Origin of the sequence: Marinobacter sp. LV10R510-11A, assembly GCF_900215155.1 — a bacterium.
Lineage (GTDB): Bacteria > Pseudomonadota > Gammaproteobacteria > Pseudomonadales > Oleiphilaceae > Marinobacter.
Genome location: NZ_LT907980.1, coordinates 1,207,733 through 1,225,668, shown reverse-complemented (window position 1 = coordinate 1,225,668; position 17,936 = coordinate 1,207,733). Strand labels below are relative to the sequence as shown.

At 52.3% G+C, this 17,936-nt stretch carries 12 protein-coding genes and 3 pseudogenes; 11 read left to right on the top strand and 4 right to left on the bottom strand.

The window, feature by feature from the left end; all coding sequences use genetic code 11:
• Nucleotides 1-40: 40 nt before the first annotated feature.
• From CPH80_RS05920 to CPH80_RS05895, 6 genes are all read left to right on the top strand, one after another.
• Nucleotides 41-1,915: a hypothetical protein gene (locus CPH80_RS05920; protein WP_096276060.1), complete on the top strand. Its 1,875-nt coding sequence runs from the start codon at nt 41-43 to the stop codon at nt 1,913-1,915.
• Nucleotides 1,916-2,006: 91 nt separating this feature from the next.
• On the top strand, nt 2,007-3,401 hold the full coding sequence (locus tag CPH80_RS05915) for a hypothetical protein (protein WP_096276058.1): 1,395 nt from the start codon (nt 2,007-2,009) through the stop codon (nt 3,399-3,401).
• The gene (locus CPH80_RS05910; RefSeq protein WP_096276056.1) at nt 3,398-5,341 is read left to right on the top strand and encodes a phospholipase D-like domain-containing protein; all 1,944 of its coding nucleotides are present in this window, start codon (nt 3,398-3,400) and stop codon (nt 5,339-5,341) included. Before CPH80_RS05915 ends, CPH80_RS05910 begins: the two co-directional genes overlap by 4 nt.
• Entirely contained in the window at nt 5,338-9,015 is a 3,678-nt protein-coding gene (locus CPH80_RS05905; protein WP_096276054.1) for a DEAD/DEAH box helicase, read from the top strand. The genes CPH80_RS05910 and CPH80_RS05905 overlap by 4 nt, the downstream gene beginning before the upstream one ends.
• 43 nt (nt 9,016-9,058) lie before the next feature.
• Nucleotides 9,059-9,679: a hypothetical protein gene (locus CPH80_RS05900; protein WP_096276052.1), complete on the top strand. Its 621-nt coding sequence runs from the start codon at nt 9,059-9,061 to the stop codon at nt 9,677-9,679.
• Between the two features lie 28 nt (nt 9,680-9,707).
• On the top strand, nt 9,708-10,358 hold the full coding sequence (locus CPH80_RS05895) for a HEPN domain-containing protein (protein ID WP_096276050.1): 651 nt from the start codon (nt 9,708-9,710) through the stop codon (nt 10,356-10,358).
• A gap of 154 nt (nt 10,359-10,512) precedes the next feature.
• Here the strand turns inward: CPH80_RS05895 and CPH80_RS05890 are convergent, their stop codons facing one another.
• Entirely contained in the window at nt 10,513-10,902 is a 390-nt protein-coding gene (locus tag CPH80_RS05890) for a PcfJ domain-containing protein (RefSeq protein WP_096276048.1), read from the bottom strand.
• A 60-nt stretch (nt 10,903-10,962) separates the two neighbouring features.
• Here CPH80_RS05890 and tnpA point away from each other — a divergent pair, with 60 nt between their 5' ends.
• The 3 genes and pseudogenes from tnpA to tnpC all read left to right on the top strand — a co-directional run.
• Nucleotides 10,963-11,283 (top strand): IS66 family insertion sequence element accessory protein TnpA, encoded by a 321-nt coding sequence (tnpA, locus tag CPH80_RS05885; RefSeq protein ID WP_096276046.1) that lies wholly within the window; start codon nt 10,963-10,965, stop codon nt 11,281-11,283.
• Nucleotides 11,283-11,651 (top strand): IS66 family insertion sequence element accessory protein TnpB, encoded by a 369-nt coding sequence (gene tnpB, locus CPH80_RS05880; protein WP_096276044.1) that lies wholly within the window; start codon nt 11,283-11,285, stop codon nt 11,649-11,651. The genes tnpA and tnpB overlap by 1 nt, the downstream gene beginning before the upstream one ends.
• 39 nt (nt 11,652-11,690) lie before the next feature.
• A pseudogene (tnpC, locus tag CPH80_RS05875) lies at nt 11,691-12,734 on the top strand (IS66 family transposase); the annotation flags it as partial.
• Between the two features lie 95 nt (nt 12,735-12,829).
• Here the strand turns inward: tnpC and CPH80_RS05870 are convergent.
• The 3 genes from CPH80_RS05870 to CPH80_RS05860 all read right to left on the bottom strand — a co-directional run bounded on the left by CPH80_RS05870 (nt 12,830) and on the right by CPH80_RS05860 (nt 16,037).
• Entirely contained in the window at nt 12,830-13,846 is a 1,017-nt protein-coding gene (locus CPH80_RS05870; protein WP_096276042.1) for a site-specific integrase, read from the bottom strand.
• Nucleotides 13,843-14,745 (bottom strand): tyrosine-type recombinase/integrase, encoded by a 903-nt coding sequence (locus CPH80_RS05865; protein WP_227520374.1) that lies wholly within the window; start codon nt 14,743-14,745, stop codon nt 13,843-13,845. The genes CPH80_RS05870 and CPH80_RS05865 overlap by 4 nt, the downstream gene beginning before the upstream one ends.
• Nucleotides 14,746-14,807: 62 nt before the next feature.
• Nucleotides 14,808-16,037: a site-specific integrase gene (locus CPH80_RS05860; protein WP_096276038.1), complete on the bottom strand. Its 1,230-nt coding sequence runs from the start codon at nt 16,035-16,037 to the stop codon at nt 14,808-14,810.
• Between the two features lie 797 nt (nt 16,038-16,834).
• Between CPH80_RS05860 and CPH80_RS05850 the strand changes: the two are divergent.
• Both CPH80_RS05850 and CPH80_RS05845 read left to right on the top strand, forming a co-directional pair.
• Nucleotides 16,835-17,287, top strand: a pseudogene (locus CPH80_RS05850) (IS66 family transposase); the annotation flags it as partial.
• Nucleotides 17,288-17,712: 425 nt separating this feature from the next.
• Nucleotides 17,713-17,853, top strand: a pseudogene (locus CPH80_RS05845) (transposase domain-containing protein); the annotation flags it as partial.
• Between the last annotated feature and the right edge of the window lie 83 nt (nt 17,854-17,936).

Genomic DNA, 17,936 nt, shown 5'->3' with positions numbered 1-17,936 from the left:
TGCCGCCAATTACACATTGATAAAAATGGATACTTTGCGCATGGATATCGGGTTTCACTCATGGATACCTCCAGAGAATACTTGGTTAGAAACTGATCAGGTTTTTCTTGTAGAAATACCAGCTTCCGATCCGGACTTGGTTGAATTGATAGCTGAAGAAGAACTTGAAATTGAGTATTCGCTGGATCAGAGAATAAATAAGGTTGTGGCGCTCCTAGATAACAATAGGCCTTTGAAAGCGAAACTTTCAGTTGGGCTATGCAATCGATCGCAAAGTGGGCGCGTTGAGAACGATGAAGAGATCAGGATATCGGCGATTGTCTATCTGCATGCAGCTTATGTTCTTCCGGACGAGGGTATGGTTATCGTTGTGGCTGGTGTCCAAAAACCAAAAGGTAGTTGGCTCCAACCCTGTAGATCCTTGCAGAAAGAAGCAATGGATGTGTATAGCAAACATAAAGAGGAGTTAGCAGAATTCGAAAGGGAAGAAGCGGAGCAAAAGCAAAGGGATGAAGCATTGAAGTCCAAATTCCCAAGATACAGCGACTTTCCCACTCAGGCTCAACTCAGTCCTCGCGTATCTGCCGAGAACCTATTGCCCTCTTTCCCAAAAGCGGTTTTTCCCCCTTTGGGGCGTATGACGAGTCCTGATCGGATCTCAAAAGAAGCACTAAAACAGGCTGCCAATTCTGGCTGGCTGCCACCTCGTGAGGGCCATTACTCAGGGCTTCGATGTCTCAATGAAAATCTGCAGAAGTTCTGCCTCATGAGCTGGGTGCCTTACGATGGTTTGCCTGCTTATCCTGAGATTCGATGGGCGGTGCAAAAGGGTTTGCGCAGAGCTATGACAAACCCAAGGCTGAGTGGTTCTGACGCGCCGACCATTGAGCACTCTGAGCCAAAACGGCTTACAGTCAGCTTGGAGGATATTTCCACGCCCGGAGAAACCTTCACAGATATGGTACCTGATGATACGGCTTTTGATGAGCGGATTAGAGCGGTAAAGGAAGATCTTAGACAAAGTGGCTTTGAAGCGATTGCTTGGTATCAATCTTTTCATGTTTGGAATGAGGAGACTTGGGGTATTTATTTCAATGCAAAGAAGCTAGACGATCTGGCACTATTTCTATCCGACGAATTCAAAACCCAACGAGCGGGTTATTTGGACTATGGATTTTTTTGCCAGCTTGCAGTGGGCTTGGTTTTTAGCCATGAATTTTTCCACGGACGTGTCGAGTCGTGCCTTTCCTGGCTAGAACCGAATGTATCTGGTGCCAGATATCTCCGCTACAAAAAGGATGTCTACGACCAACTGAAAGAAACTGACGATTGGCTTGAAGAGGCTCTTGCTAACTGGGCCTCATGGGACTGGTGTCAGACATTTCTTGACAATAATTTGTCGCTGGATGTGAGGCAATCGGAGAAGCTTAATAAAGTCATCAAAGATGTTTTAGACCTCTCACCCCCTGGTTATAACAATTGGCGTATTGGTGAAAGTATAGGCAGTCAGCGATTGCTTGCGGCGCAGATGGCGAAAGGGAAGCCATCGTTATCTGCTAAAAATACGTTTCCGCTCGAAGGTATTTTTTCGGACCAACCTCCTTACGATTTGAGGACTACTGATATCCCAGCTTTCTTTATCGGCGAAGGCGCCATTCTGGACCGCTTAGAAATCCTCCCTAACGTCATAAACATACCCAGTCGAAAAGAGTTGATGAAGGCGTTAGAGTTCTTCAAATATCAGCGAAATAAGTCTGGAGGAAAGGGATCCCACGAAAAATGGACCGGGCGGGATAAACGCGCTTTTTCACTACCCAAAAAAGATCCAATTAGTAGGCGCGTTTTCCAAACGTTTCTCGATCATTTTTCGATCGATAAAAAGGAATACGCTCAAAACATCCGTCTGAAATTATGAACAGATTTGTAGGTGCTGCGATTAAAGAGATGAGACTCTATCTGTTAGTGCGTATCGGTTTCCTGGCATTGAGCTCAGTTCGGAGCGGATCATGAAATTCGATTCACTGATCACCGAATATGATGATTCCCTCTCAGGGGACTCTTATATAGACCCACTTGGCCAGCAGGTCATCTGGTCATCCTTCGGCCAAAAAATCTTCAACAGTCGGGTCAACTCCGTATCCAACGACGTCCGAAACTTCACGCTTAATTTGCTGCATCACGGTGTCATTCGTTCAATCCTGCAGGATGGGCTTGTCACGGTCTCGCCGGCGCTGGCAGAGGCAGTGGGAGATAAGGAGAGCCTGCCCTTTATTCATGCTTGTCTGATCTATCTGGAGAATGTTTTCACCTACTCCATGGTCGACAAGCCCGAGGAAGCCGATATTGATACGCTGGGTATACTCGGTGGCAGCAATGGCCGCACGAAAATGGAAGAGTCCGGCCAGAATCCTTCATTGTTATTCACGGATAAAAAAGAAGGGCATCTGCTTGTTCGGCAGCTGGGCCTGGGCGTCAGTGGGCGTTATAAAACGCCGTTTGTAGAGATGGGGTTTTTTGATCACAGCTACCGTTATTTTCACCAGAAGTCTGAGAAAAACTGGGGCGCCTTTAAAGCGCTTCTCGAGAATCATGGTGAGCTCCGCGACTGTTTTCATCAGGCAAAAAAACACCTCATCGAACTGGTGAATGACAGCTACTCTAAAAGCCAGGTTCCGCCCCAAAGGCAGTTCCGTGATATTCCGGTAGCACTGCGTGAAGCTTACAGAAAAGCCTTTGCGACACAGGGAAAGGTTGGGGCTGAAACCAAGGCGTTCTGGCTGGACGTCACCGGCCTGAATGAGGGCGCTGCCGGGGCTCTGTTGGAAACTCTGGAAGACTATCATTCGACAGCGACCAATGAAAAACTGGCCCCAAAGGAAGTTTTTGGTAGGGCTGAAGAGCGGTGTGAGCCGCCTGGTGAACGTCGAAAAATCCAACATATTCAGATTGTTGAGCCTCTGCTTGCCGAACTTGATTTGCTATTCAGGCTTGCCCGACACAAGAAAGTGCAGTCGGTGTCTGACGTCCGTGGTTCCTGGAAAGATCTAGGGCGCACCGATCACACATTGCAAGATGCTGCTGGTCGCATTTGGGATACCAGTGATTTGCTACCAACTCTTCAGGGTACTGCCCGGCGTAGACTGCAAAAACTGCTGAATGTGGCGACAAATGAAAGTCTCGAAGAGCAGTTGAAGGGACTACTAAAATACCATTCCCAGGTAATGAGGGAGCGTGGCCAATTTCGCTGGGTAGAAGCAGTACATGATGTCGAGATTCGGGTATATGGGCGAACTGAGCCATTGCCTAAAGCTGAGAAACGCCCTATCGGGGCCTGGGTGAACGGCTACTATGTTCACCAATTCTACAACTTGGTAGCTGGGTATCAGGGAGGTACCCAGTGAAACTCCTCAAAACCTTTACCGATCAGCTAGAGGCTCTTGGAGAAATCCGTAAGGTCTGGTTGACCAGCTTCGTTATCGATATCGAATTCATCGAAACCTATCTGCTTCCCGCCATTCTGAAAATGGACTCTCCAAAAACCCGTATGGACTACGAGGCCATGCAGCAGGAACTAAGTAGCCAGGGAATTGATGTTCAGGTGTTCTGCGATAAACGGTTTATCGAGCCGGAACAAAATAAACGTACGGCAATTCCAGTGCACGGAGTTTCCCCGGAACGTTTGCCTGCAAATGGTGATGTTCGTTTTTCTGAAACCAGCCTGTTCCATCCTAAAGTCATTTATGTGCAGGGTGATAAGGGCGCGATCCTTGGGTCTGGTAGCGCAAACCTTACGATGAGTGGCTGGGGGCGTAACCGGGAGGTCTTTCACTTCGTGCCGGTTGAGAATGACCCCTTGGCGGATTCTGTTGCCGCATTTTTCAAGCCTGTTTTTGAAAATGTTCAGCAGCGCTTTGATTGGGATCTGGACGTAACGGGAAAGAAAGGCGACCAGCAAGACGTCGTGTTTTGTAACAGTCTGGTGGGGTCGTTGTTCCTGACGCAGCTGTTTGGCAACCATAAATCGGAAGAGCTTGCTGTTTGGTCCCCTTATTTCTCTGGTGATCTCGCGGGCCTCGTGAAGTCTCTGCAGGCGTTTATTAAAAACCACTCAATGAGCGTTAAGGTAGTACCAGACCGGGTGGAAAATGAGTATCTGCGTACGTGCTGGAATGATGGTCTGAAAGAGTTGCACGAAGCTGGCTTTCTGTCTCTTCATTCAAGTCCGTTTAAAGCTGACGACCGACTTAATATGACCCATGCGAAGCTCTGGAAAACGCCATCGGCTTTGGCGATTGGATCCTGGAATTTCACCCAGCCCGGTGCCAACCTGCCAACGGATGTCGGAGGTAAAACCTTCAACGTTGAAGCCGGCTTTATCGTTCCAGACACGGTTCCCGTTTCCGTCTACCTCGGAATGCAGCTTGAGTTCGGACCGGAAATGTTCGCCACACCGGATCAGTTGAAGCAGGAGAGTCTGAGTGTTCCTGCGGCGCTGCCGTTTGACTTGCGCGTGGTTTTTGACTGGCAGGCGGAGCGATACGTTGTTTCCGGGGCATGGGTTAAAAAGGGGGCCATGGCTGATAGCTATCTGCTTAAACTGCCGGGCGTGGATGCACCTGAACAGTTGCTATGGGATTCCGATAGCGGAAGTCTGCAAACGCTTCGCCCGCGAGTGCCCGAAACCAAGCATTTATTGGCCAATCATCGTTATGAGGTTCTGTTCGATGGTGTCACAGCGGGGGCTGGGCTCATCATTGAGCAGCGAGCCGACTATCGTCGCGCGCAGCAGTATGATGACCTTAGAGGGCTCTTTGATGATCTGATCATCTCGGCGGGTGCGCCTTCCTCGGATGATGTGAATTATCGCGTTCGAGAGACTGAGGATGGTGAGGTGCTGGTTGATTCGTTGTCCACAGAAGAGGATAGCTTTAGCGATGGCAGGCAAACGGAGGTGCCCGACATCAGTTACTTTCGTTTGTTTTCAGCCTGTCATCACTACGTGGAGATTGTCGAAAATTGTTCGACTCTGAAGGAGCTGGAACATTGGGCGTTCACCCGTCCAGGCTGCCTGCGGGAGCTTGTCGAGAAGACAAAAGTGCGCATTAGTTCAATGCCAGAGGGCCTGTTCAACTGGTTTCTGGCGCAAGAAGTCAATGAACTCTGTGCCTCAGCCAAGAAGCGGCTTGGTCAGTTTGGTGGCACTGATAATGAGGCAGTGATGCGGCGCTGTGACGAGTTGAGTGTTGCTGTTCCGAAGTTGCCGCGAAATCTTGCCAAAGACTATCGCCAGTGGCTGAACCGCGAGTACAAACGCATGAAACGTAATCGGGGCGCCGTATGACTGAGACTCGCTGGGGAAAGTTGCGCCCGGAAGCGGTAACAGATTGGATCAACTTCAATCGTAGTGAGCATGATTGGCATTACCAGCCGGATAATCGGGAGTCAATGGCGGCCAAGCAAACCGAGGGTGTTGCGTACCTCTGGAATCTGCTGTCCGAGCACGGTGTGGCGCTGCTCGCCGATGAAGTTGGCATGGGCAAGACGTTCCAGGCGCTTGGGGTGGCAATGCTTTTATGGAAGATGAAGCCCGATGCCAAAATTCTGGTGATGGCGCCTAATCGTGATATCTGCCTGCACTGGCGCCGGGAATTTGAAACCCTGGTGCGCTGGCATTATAGGCCTGTTGACCATACGGTTAAAAATGCCGTTGATGGAAGGCCGGTGCCCAGTGTGGAGATGTGCAAATCTCTTGAAGGTCTGGATGTCGCGGTTAATCACGGTGTGGGCCATTTCTATCTCACCACCATTCACTCTCTGAGTGGTTTGTTACGGGGCGCCGACATGGAGGTTGATCCGAATAAACCGGCGGCGGTGAAAGCCGCAGAAAAAGCTACGGAGATTCGTAAAAGCCTTAAAAGCGAAAATGGATTAGGTGCTGCCGGGTTTGATCTTATTGTTGTCGATGAGGCCCATTATCTCAGAAACATCGGCGGGGGCTCCCAGCGTGTGGCAGCAGCCAGAGCCTTCTTCGGGCCTGGGGATGACAAACTTGCCAGTAAGGTGCTTCTGCTCACCGCTACACCGAGCCACACTAGGCTCTCCGATATTGACAGTATTTTTAGTTATTTTCTGGAGGATCGAGGACACTGGAATAGCCCAGCTGAAAGAGCGACTGAGCTATTACAAAAGTATGCCTTGCGACGTATGCGGCTGATGGAAGGGCGGGGCAAGCTTCACAGTAAGCGCCATTATCGCCATGAAAAAGGCATGGCAGCCACTTTTGAGGGGCAGCCGGAGGCTGAAGGCTTTTTTGCTCTGTACCAAAAAGGCTTGGTGACGGAGCTCAATAAGAAGAAAGAAGGCAAAAGCCTGATGTATGGGTATTTGGAAGGCTTTGAGTCTGTAGGTCGGAAAACGATTCCAGAAGGCAACACCACATCGGAAGAGTATGGGGACTCCGATGGCAATGACAAAGGCAAAGGAGATTACTCGTCAGCACCGGATACCAATTTGTTGATGGCATTGACGGATAGCTACTATCAAGCAAATAAAGAATTTCCGGATCACCCCAAGTATGGTCGACTGATCAGTGAATGTGTTCCGACAAATGAGCAATTGTTCAATGCTGACCTTAATGACCTCAAACATCTGGTTTTTGTACGGCGTATACCATCGGTACGAGAACTGACTCAAAGATTGAATGAGCGATATGACCAGCTGCTGGGCAGGATGCTATTGAAAGCGTTGGATAGTTCGCTTTCGGACAAAAATGCCGAAGCATTTCTGAAAGATTTTTCGAGACAAGAGTTTGACCGATTTGTAAGCGAGCTGGGTAGTGACACTGATCCTGATCTTGATGGCGATGAAGATGAATTGCCATCCGATGAGGATGATCTTGATGCCGAGGGGGAGGATTATCTTGCCTCCCGCGTAGCGCAGTTATTCGTCGTGAAAAAGGGTGCGGGCGGGCAGACAGATTGCGCAAATGTGCGCCTGCGCTTCACCAAGCCGGAAAGTCTGTTTTCATTATTCCTGGAACCAGCCAGTGACTATCTTGAGGGCGGATACACTCATTTCTACGGTGACCTGAGCCGTGGTCGGGCTAACTACGGTGTTGCCGCTCGCTATGAGCGGTTTGATCGCTGGGAGAGCGAAGGAGATCGTCGCGAGGCCTTGGGGGGCAGTGACCAGCCGGAAACACCCTACAGGGAGCCCTTGTATAGTTTCTGGCCATTGGTTTACCGCGAGCTACCTGAGCATTTACGTACAAAGCTTCAAGAGTGGTCCGGAAATCGAAAAAGTGCCGCCGAGAATTTTGCCAATTACGTTAAGGCCGGTTTTCTCTACGCTAGTCCAGTCATTGTTGAACTCTACGGATGGTTTGTCGAGTTCCGGAACCGGGGCAAAAAGCAGGATGTTCAGCAGTGGTATAGGGAGTTTTATTACTTCGTAAAACCAAAAATAAAAGGCTCTTTGATGCTCCGTTATTTTGTGGCGGCTCTTGAGACTTTCGAGTCGTTGTGCGGAAAAATCATTGATCACAAACTGGACGACTGGCGCAGCAGGTGGCGAAGCCTAACGAGATTAACTAGCCCGGCCTGGTACGCCAGTGGTGAGAATAATAATGCGCGTCAGCGACTGATATTGGGCTTCAATAGCCCCTTTTATCCCAACGTTCTGGTATCAACCTCCGTGTTTCAGGAGGGGGTTAACCTACACATGAATTGTCATCAGGTTCACCACTACGGCATAGCTGGCTCCCCTGGGGATAATGAGCAGCGGGTAGGGCGGATTGACCGCTTATTCGGGTGTGTGAACAAGCGGCTTGAGAAGCAGGGTGCGGGAGAACTCAGCATTCACTACCCGTATCTGAAGGGATCGGTAGATGAAGACCAGGTTGCGTCTTTTTTAGAGCGCAAACACCGGGTAGAGGAGCGCATGGATGCCTGCCTGCAGGAGAAGTTTGATTCCGAATACAAGCCGGGCGCCAGTATCGACTGGAGTGTGTTCCTGAGGAAGCCGGCATCTCATACTGATGAGCCAATGAAAGATCCTTACAGTGCTGTTTTTCCGGAGGTGGTTTCAGAAGCAGAAAAGTATTTGCCCCATGAAACGCATTCCTTTGAGGATATTGAACAGGCTTTACATCAGCATTTAGAGCAGGTCTGTGATCCAGAGGAGAATGAGATCACCGAAGCCCAGTCTAGCCAGAGTTCTCCCAGGCCGTTGTTTATTATTGATCCTGTGATCAAAAGAGGGGAAACGAAGCGGCACCAGCCGGTGTTCATGACCCTGGGCTTTTCGCCTAGGTTTTCAGCTCTGGTTCCGGAAACGGCTTACATCGTGAGCTTCGCTTCACCGATTGCCAATCGAGAAAGTTTGAAAAATGTGCCCCGGGATAAACTTTTAGAACTGATCAACCAATTGAGCGTTCGCTATCCATTGGTGCGTGTGGCGATTGATGAGAATGCTGGCAACAGTTATTTCTATCTCAGCACCCGCGTGAATTTTCCGTTGTTCGTGAAGCACGGAAAGCTGCAGTGGCTATCTGCTTATGAGATTGAAATGGGGCTGGCTGATATCAAACAATTTTCGGACGAGTTCGAGGCGGCCCTGTTCCATGAGGCTCAGGACCTTAGACGTGATGATGTCACGAGGTACGCTGTAGCTGGCCCAAGACCTTTGCCAGAAGGGTTCAATCGGCGCAGAGATAGAGTTACTTCCCTGGAATGGGAAGCAGTATCCGGTGTTAATGGTCGAGTGGACAGGTTGGCAGCTACACTCACTCAGAGTGTGACACAGGCGCTTATTCAGGACGCTGGTCATGAAGGTAGATCACTCAGTACGGCTGACAAGATCCTCCAACTCAACAATCGGTTTCCGTTCGTGAATTTTCGCTCCCCGACCGAAGACATCATTGAAGCCCAGCTTAACTTTCCTGAAGGAGATTTCCAGGATGAGGAGCGGGCACTGCTGGAGGCTTGGTTCCGTTATGTAGTGGTCTCGGGCGACTAAATTTCGATCATAGTTCAAAGATAAAATAAAGGAGTCGGCATCCATGACTTTACAAAACCGAGTAAGCCCAACCGGTGCTATTGAAAGCATTCCCGCCCGGGGTACTTTTATGGGCAACAGAGGCGTGCTGCACAATTCAAAAAAAGACGTGCAGCACCGGTTTAAAAACAAAGCCTGGATTACCTGCCTCTTGGAGTTCAAAGGCAGACAGCGAGAACTGATGTCCCCCGGCCTTTACACAGAGCTGTTCTTTTTCGATGAGGTGACGGCCTTTGCTGCAGGGCACAGACCTTGCGCAGAGTGCAGGCGCGCTCGTTATAACGAATTTCGCGATGCCTGGAGTGGTGCCAACAACCGGGAGGGTGATGCCGTTGTTCGGGCGCCTCAAATGGATGGCATTCTTCACGTTGAGCGAATAGGCGATGGTCAGAAAGTCACTTGGCTTCATTCCCTAGCGGATCTGCCCCATGGAACGATGTTTAAGGTTGGCAATGAGAGCTATGCCGTGTGTGAACAGAAAGTGGTGAAATGGAGTTTTAAGGGCTATTCAGCCGCGGAAAGGGAAGACTTGCCGGAAACAGTTGATGTTTTGACTCCGCGTTCCGTGGTGAATGTCTTTGCCAGTGGCTTCAGGCCTGTGTTTCATCCAAGTGCGATTTCGTGAGTGAGGGCGGTTAGTCAAAGGAGATAGTATGTATTATCAGCAGCTAAAACGTCGCCACAGAGCCGAGCGAGGAAAATACCATCCAAACCTCAGCCTTCGCGTGCATCGTTCGTTAAGCTGGCTTCAACGCGCTGAGCAGGCCGAGGATCCAGACGGCCAATTCATCTTTCTCTGGATTGATTTCAACTCTGCTTATGCCACGGAGATAGTCGAGCAATACCGCTCCTCCGAACAATCGTCGTTCCGAAGCTTTCTCGAAAAGCTGTCAGTTTTGGATACGAGCCGTCATCTCCAAGAATTGACCTGGACAGAGTTCCCCAAAAGCATCCGGGTGTTATTGAACAACCGCTATGTTTTTCAGAGTTTTTGGGATTTTCAAAACGATAAACTCACCCGGGAAGAATGGGAGGGCCAGTTCGAAAGAGTGAAAATTGCAGCCCGGACTGCCTTGGGCAAGCAGGATACTCCGACGGTATTAGGCATCGCCCTGAGCCGGATTTATACCCTCCGCAACCAGTTGATCCATGGGGGTGCTACCTGGAACAGTTCAGTAAATCGGGATCAGTTGAGAGATTGCGTAGCGCTGATGGGAAAGCTGGTGCCGGCTATCCTCACGATCATGATGGATAACTCCCAGGCGCTTTGGGGCGATGCCTGTTATCCGGTCGTTCAGGAATAGTGGAGGGTGCTTGGCCGACATAACAATGCCAGTATGTTGCCGAAGATCCTTTTGTGGATGTGTTGGATTGCACGCGCGGGTTAGCAAACCTTGATCAGCCTTTGCCGCTGTATTTTTTGCCCCGTGTTTTCACTGGCACTCCGTACCTTGCGCTTCAGCAGGAACGCTCAACCCAGCGCCGGACAACATCCAGTGCCCCCGGTGAAGGGTTGGCGTTGCAATACCCCCGCACTTCGCCAACAACCCACCGGTTATTCCGATACTCCAGTGAAATGGTCAAGCGTTCCGGATGCGTCATCCGGTAAATAAATGCCTCATTGTTGGCAATAGAAATATGGTAAGCGCCCACGCAGTGGTGCATCGAGGCACCTTCTTCCAATAGTGCCAGCCAGGACATTAGAGGTTCTATGCCCTCAATGGCAGGGATAGGCGGCGCCGGGTAGTTGCCATGCTCCTGTGCCAGCTTGGCACCAACAGCAACGCGTTCAGCTGAAGAATTCCTGCCGTGGCTCCTGTTGAAACGTAAGCGCCAATAAATCAGCACCTACATTCCCGTTCGCCGATTGCACACACTGACTCCTCACCCATTCCATGAGGAATCTGCATGACCCCAACCGAACGATCACACGTCTGGCAGCAGCACATCACTGACTGGGAAGCCTCGGGCGTGTCCGGCAGCGCTTACTGCAAGAAACAGTCACTGGTTTACCATCAATTTGTTTACTGGCGCCAGAAGTTAACCCCGACTGAAGACTCTCCAAAGCAGGCGCAAGCAACCACTGGGTTCGCGCGGGTCGTTTCTGCTCCTGGCGCTGGCATCGGCGGAGCCGATGGCCTGACCGTATCGCTGCCTGGTGGTGTTTCGATCACCGGTTTGCACGCCGGCAACATCGAGTTGCTCGGTGCTGTTTTGAGACAGCTGTGATGCGCCACCGATCTTTACGCCCGTCCTTGTCGTTGCCAGAGATTTATCTGTACCGGGCGCCCGTTGATTTTCGCAAACAGGCCCAGGGCTTGGCGGTCTTGGTTGAACAGGAACTGGGCCATAATCCGTTTACCGGAGCGCTTTACGCCTTCACCAACCGGCATCGAAACAAGATCAAGTGCCTGATGTGGGAAGACAACGGTTTTGTGCTCTATTACAAATCGTTGGCGGAGGAGAAATTCAAATGGCCGAAGGCCTCGGATGAGCTGATGTCACTGACCGGCGAGCAGATCAACTGGTTGCTGGACGGCTACGATATTGCCTTGTTAAAAGGGCACAAAACACTGCATTATGAGGCTGTTAATTAGCTCTTTTTTCGTGCTTTAGGGCGTTGTTTTTGCTATACTTTGTTCATGAGATTAAAGCCTGAAGCACCTTCAAAAACACCCGATGTCAGCGGCCTTTCAGCTGCTGAATTACTGTCGGCTGTCGAAGGTCTTCAGCAGGAACTGGCCGCCAAGAGCGCTGAAATCCAACAGCGCAATCAAGAGGTCAAACAACGCGATCACTATATCCAGATTCTTGAAGAACTGCTGCGCTGGAAACGGATTCAGCAGTTCGGCGCCAGCAGTGAAAAGTCCGCACGCCAGATTCATTTGTTTGATGAGGCCGAGCTGGAAGCTGAGATCGATGTTCTGCGCGATCAGTTGCCAGACGATGTTGTAGAGGAAGAGGCACCACCGGCTTCCCGTAAACGTCGCCAGCGTGGCTTCTCGGACAAACTGCTGCGCGAGCGTATTGAACTGACCCTCAGCGACGAAGAAAAAGTTGGCGCCAGTAAGACCTTTTTTACCAAGGTTAAGGAAGAGCTGCAGTTCATTCCCGCTCAGTTGAAAGTTCTGGAATACTGGCAGGAAAAAGCTGTGTTCGAGCAGGATGGTGAAGAGCGCATCCTGGCAGCCACCCGCCCGGTTCATCCGCTGGGTAAGTGCACGGCCACCACGTCTTTGCTGGCTTACATCATTACCTCGAAATACGCTGATGGCCTGCCTCTGTATCGTCTGGAGCACATGCTCAAACGCTTGGGTCATGAGATCAGTCGCACGAGCATGGCACACTGGGTTATCCGTCTGGATGACGTGTTCAAACCGCTGATCAACCTGATGCGCGAAGTGCAGAACAGCAGTGATTACCTGCAAGCCGATGAATCCCGAATGTACGTTCTGAAAGAAGACGGAAAAACGGCGCAGTCTGATAAGTGGATGTGGGTCACCCGAGGTGGCCCGCCAGGGCAACCGTCGGTTCTGTTTGAATACGATCCATCACGGGCGGGCAAAGTGCCGGTGCGCCTACTCGACGACTTTAAGGGCATTCTGCAAGCCGATGGCTATTCGGGTTACGGCAAGGTATGTCGGAATAACGGCATCACCCGGATCGGCTGTTGGGATCATTATCCCAAGTCGATTTTTATCCGGAGTGTAGCCTGAGAATCCCAGTGTCCATGCGGCCGTGGGGCGATCTTTTGACGGGATAAAATTACCAACTTCTACAGCGACGCCAAGAAGGCGAGCAAGTCAGCGCTTGGCTGCCACGGCTTTGCATTTGTCGGTTCGATACCGGCGCGTTTCCAGAAGGCTTCGAGTGCTTCTCGTTTCATCTGCAAATTGGTGGTGAGATAGCGACTGGTGGTGGCGATACTGGCATGACCGAGATAATCGCGGATGACGGTAACGTCGACACCGGACTGCAACAGTGCGACCGCGCAACTGTGGCGAAGCACATGCGGGGTGATTTTTCGGCGCTGCAAGGTAGGGGCTGTCGGGATCGCGGCTACCACATACTTTTGAAGCAGATAGGCCGCGCCGTCGCGCGTCAATGGCTGGCCCTGTCGATTCACAAAGACAAATGCCCCTGGCGCGCCGTCGCGCACGGTAGGCAGGCGCAGAAGTGCCTGAGCAGTATCGCGCCACAGTGGGCAGAGCCGATCCTTTTTGCCCTTGCCGTGGAGGCGCACCTGTCGGGGTGGTGTCAAATGAAGATCTGCACAACAAACGGTCAGGGCCTCGCTGATGCGTGCGCCCGTATTGTAAAGAAACAGCAATAACCCATAATCCCGTTGGCCGAGCACGGTACGGCAGTCAGGCTGGTCAAGGATGGCATGTACCTCCGCCGCTTCCAGATAGGTTGCCAGGTTTTGCCGGCACTTCTTCGCAGGCAAGGCCAAAATCTTCTGATACTGCTCGGCATGAGGAAGGTCAACGCGGATCAGATGCTTGCAGAAACTGCGAATCGCTGCGCGTCGGCAGTTACGCGTCGCAATCGAGTTGGCACGATCCGATTCCAACTGGGTCAAAAAGGCGGCCACCGCATCGACGTGCAGATCGCTCAGTCGCAGGTTGGCAACGGTGCTGTCCTTGGTGTCCGCGAGGTAAATGAAAAGCAGTCGTAGGGTATCTCGATACGCGCGCACGGTGTGCGCGCTGGCACCTCGCAATCGCTGTAAATAGTCGCGGAAGAAGCTCTCAACGTAAGCCAACAGCGGATCATCGGGCTCTCTGCTCATGACGTTTTATCGACGTGGTGCCAGTGTCGGGCGAAACGTTCACTGGCCAGGCGCATCAGTTCCGGCGTAGCCCTCAGATACACTTGCGTGCCGAGCACGTCGACATGCCCCATATAGGCGGAGAGCCAAGGCAGCCGGGCATGGATATCAACGCCCTCGTGATACCAGGCGGTCAACCGGTGGACGGCGAAGGCATGTCGAAACTCATAGGGTCGCGGTCCTGTCCGACCTCTGGCAGGCTTGAGTCCTTCCCGACGAAGCAGCCGACGAATGGCCTCTGACGCGGCCTTCACCGGTAGCGCTTGGCCGCTATTGCGCAGCAAAAGTGCTCCGGGATCAGCGGTTGCTATTGCTTCCAGAATGCGTCTGCGTAGCCGCAGACAATCGTTTAACTCGTGGGCCAGATCATCTAGAAACGGTACCATCCGGGACCTTCCTTTGCTCTCCCGGACAAGAAAGCACCGCTGTTCCAGATCGATATCGGACAGCTGCAATCGGGCCGCCTCCCCAAGTCGCAAGCCGGTACAATAGAGTATCAGCAACAACATTCGCAGCATGCCGGCACAGAGATGTCGGGTATCATGAGCGCTGGCTGCGGTGATGAGATGGACGACCTGGTCCTGGGTGAAAATATACGGTAGAAAGGTCGACTCCTTTATGGGCGCCCAGTCCTGTTCGGGCACAAAGCTGTCCGGATCCCGGCGACGGCGATACAGGCAGAGTTGGCGGATGACGCCAAACTCCAGCCCCACGCTGACCGGCTGCCGATGTGGGTTACGCGATAACCACTCATGCAGTACAACATCAAAAGACACCTTGGCATGTAAACCGGCTCGATGCTCGACAGCGCGCTGAAAGCTCTTAAGCGCAAGCTCACTGCGTTGGTATGAATGCCCCATCGCACGCTTGAAAGCGACAAAATGGACGATGTCTTCGGCGAGTTCGGCCGCGCAGATAAGCGTCATTTGGGGACCGGCAGAGGCAGTTGGCGTAAGTGCTTGGTGTCAATGCGCAGATAGGCGGAAAGCGACGCTGGTGATCGATGACCGAGAATGTCGCTTATTACCTTGGGCGAGGTCTCTAGCTCCATCTGCCGGCATGCATGTGTATGGCGCAGTACATGGCTACCCAGGTACGCGGCCGTAACGCCGGCAGTCCGGGCATACCCAGCGAGCATATGCCGTATCGCTGAAGACGCACACAAGGGGTAATGGGGTGCTCTCATTGATAGGAATAAATGTCGTGTCGGTGCCCGACGGGGCCGCCCACGCTTGAGGTAGCTAACCAATGCGTGGGCAAGTGCCGGCAACAGTGGCAGTGCGAAGGCGACACCGGTCTTTGGTCGTACGACATGCAAGGTGGCGGCTTGCCAACCGATATCGTCGAGCGTCAGACGGATCACCTCGCCAGCCCCCAAGCCGTAACAGCTCATCAACAAGAGTACCGTATAGTCGCGCAACCCGACGGGCGTCTTGCGATCAATGGCTGCCAGGATGCGGAGGACATCCGCCCACGGTAGCGCCCGCAGTGGCTGCTCGTAGCGGCGTATAACAGGGGTTACGACGAATGACGCAAAATCATTGGGCAACTGTCCGGTGGTCAGCAGAAAACGCAAATAGCGGCGCAGGCTACAGCCAATGTCAGCTGTGGTCGTGCGGGCATAGCGCTTACTACACGCCATCAGAAATGCATCGATATCCGTTAGCAAAAGGTCTTGCAACGACCGATGTCGGGTACCCATAAACGCCAAAAAATAACGTATATGGGCCAGTTTCTTCTTAATGGTCCCTTCCGGGTTACCGCGGTGTTGGTGTAAGTGCTCGGCGAAACCCTGTAGTTGGGGCTCGGGTTGAAAAATGCCATCCATCCTGGCTTGCCACGGAGGGACCTCAACGCCTAAGGCGCTTAATCCAAATGCCCATGCCCGCAGGGCAGACTGCGCTCCTTGGCCACTATTCTCCGTATTGACCCGCCGCCGTCGTGCGTACCATTGGGCAAAGACGTGTACGCCGACCTGCGTCAGTTGCTCATTGGGGCTTAGGGCTTCAGCCGTGCAGTAATGATGAAAACGGCGTATCCAGTAGAGATACTGATTAATCGAAGCCCGCTTGAGGCTGCGGTTGTCTCGCCATACGCCCTGAACCTTGGCTAATTGGGTCTCGAAATCGGGTACCACCTGCTTGCTGTGCACCGTTCATCTCCGGCAGTTGCCTTAATGCTCCGGTGACAACATTAATACCAGTCCCTGGGCGGGTCTGCCCCAGAGTTGTGTTGGATGCGTTTTAAGTGCGGGCTTCGTGGGGCGAACCCTAAGGGCGCGGGTAACCTTGGCAGATAAACGGCGAGCGTGGTACGCAGCGCCATCAAAACACCGGTTCCCCGTAGTCTCCCTTGGAATGACGTGAGACTTGGCTGGCAGTCGCGAAACAATACCGGTGCGGCCTGCAAAGCACCGACCAATGCGCCTCGTACCAGATAAGTCCGGAGGCGGATCCATCGAGCGGCACTGGGTAAGGAGATATCATCGGGGCGCAACGTATTCGCCGCAGCTTCGACACTGCTGGCGTGTTCGGCATGCAGAACAACCCGTTCCAATGCCACGAGCGTGCCGGGCAGACGAGAGGCCAGACAATCTGGCAAAAGGCTGAACGTGCGATGGCCCTTCGGGCAGTACCAGCGAGGTATCCGCGTACCAGTAGGCGTTACCCGGGAGTATGTGCCGTGTCGAGAAAAGGAACAGCCACCTTGCGGATGTAGCGGGCAACTTGGCAATCTCGCCATGCGCCACCCTTGAGTTGCCACATAAGCTTCGCCTGAAAGGGATGTCTCGAATCGGAGCTGCATCTGAGACCTGCACCATGGAATGTTGACAGGTATTTTATCCCGAGAAACAAAGTTGCACAGCGCCCATAAGCACTGCGATCCCTCATTATACTCCACATAAAAATCGACTTGGGATAATGATCCTTATGCGGAGCTCCGCATAAGGATCACGCCCGACGTAAGTTCGTGGAGGCCACCAAAGCGGCCAAGCCTCAAGGTAAAGGCAAACCCACGAACGTGTCCAAAGCCGATGTGGCCCTGAGTCACATCAACAAACTTTACGCCATCGAACGCAAGATCAAAGCGTTGAGTGTGGCCGAGCGTTACGGCATTCGTCAGGAACTGAGTGTACCCAGACTGAAAACACTGAAGACCTGGCTGGAGGCCAACGCTGGCAAAGTCGCAAAGGGCACCCTGACACGAACCGCGATGGATTATACGTTGAACCAGTGGCCCACCTTGGTGGGTTACTGCGAACGGGGCGACCTACAGATCAGCAACGTGCTGGCCGAAAACGCCATCCGTCCATTTGCAGTTGGCCGAAAAGCATGGCTTTTTGCAGATACCTCCCAGGGCGCCCGTGCCAGTGCCACGTGTTATTCCCTAGTCGAGACTGCTCTATGCCGCATGCGGCATAGAGCAGTTTATGCCGAACCCAGAACTATGCCGCACTCCCCATTTGGAAGCCTGTATTCCCCGGACTTGCCGTCAGCCTATTCGGCATAGTTTGATCTCTCTTCCGTCATTCGATGAGGAGTAGAGGACATGATGACTGCCAATGCATACTTTAAGTTACCAAAGGTACTTCGACGATTGTACGAAGGCCCGTTGGGAGATTATGTTGATCTTTATGCCGCACAACTGCTGAGAGAGGGGCATTGCTATCAGAGTGGGAGGCGCTGTATCCGAATTGTCGCTGACCGCAAACTATGCCGAACCGGCACCGTTAGTGAAAGACCCAAAATGGTGTGGTGTCGGCTTATTTACGCAAACGACAAAGCTAGTTCGGCATAGTTCTGGGTTCGGCATAAACCGCTAAAGCCAACAAACTGGAACCGTCTGTTTATATCCAGCATGTTCTGGAGCGCATTGCTGACGCTGACACACTAGAAAAGCTGGAAGCACTGCTGCCGTGGAACGTCGACCTAGAGCGAACTCCAAAAAAAGTGCCGCAGATCGACTGAGGACAAGTGGGTCGATTTAACGGCGCTTAGAACGCCGAGCTAAATCGGCAGAGTGTCAGGGTGAAAGTCCCTACGAGGTAAGG